Source organism: Sporosarcina siberiensis (assembly GCF_042681925.1).
Classification (GTDB): domain Bacteria; phylum Bacillota; class Bacilli; order Bacillales_A; family Planococcaceae; genus Sporosarcina; species Sporosarcina siberiensis.
The window spans coordinates 1-622 of sequence record NZ_JBHUGI010000036.1 but is presented as its reverse complement, the minus strand read 5'-3'; the positions used below and the strand labels follow the sequence as shown (position 1 = coordinate 622).

The 622-nt window shown below is 39.1% G+C and carries 2 rRNA genes; both read right to left on the bottom strand.

Annotated elements, in window-relative coordinates:
* Positions 1-98, bottom strand: a 23S ribosomal RNA gene (locus ACFSFY_RS16375); the annotation flags it as partial.
* A gap of 448 nt (positions 99-546) precedes the next feature.
* A 16S ribosomal RNA gene (locus ACFSFY_RS16370) occupies positions 547-622 on the bottom strand; the annotation flags it as partial.

The following is a 622-nucleotide window of genomic DNA, read 5'->3' as shown; positions in this document are numbered from 1 at the left end:
AGCTTACTTACAGCTCCCCGGAGCATATCGGTGTTAGTGCCGTCCTTCTTAGGCTCCTAGTGCCAAGGCATCCGCCATGCGCCCTTTCTAACTTAACCATTGGGGTTCAATATACAACGCAAAAGCGTTGTTTCTCGAATTTCCCGATTAGCGAATCGTTCATTGCAGCGATGCAAATCCAGATTCTTAAAAAGGTACTGTGAATTATCGAAACAATTCACATGATTGATTCTTGATTGTTTTTATTAATGTCGTTTTATCCAGTTTTCAATGAACAAGTTTTGAAGTTTTCATTAGTACCATATGTTATAAACGGTTGTTCAAGCTAAAAGATGCTCGAAAACCTATTGATGGTCAAAAAAATAGACCTATGGATACAATTTCAGCAGAAAACGCTAAAATTGTTTAATAAACCTTCAAAACTGAACGCAAAACGTCGTTAGCGAAGAATATTTATACTCTTCATTTTATAGATCAGAGATCTATATTCCGAATGTCTAGACTTCACATACCAAAGCATGATCTGCTCGTAGACAAATTCCTTAGAAAGGAGGTGATCCAGCCGCACCTTCCGATACGGCTACCTTGTTACGACTTCACCCCAATCATCTGTCCCACCTTC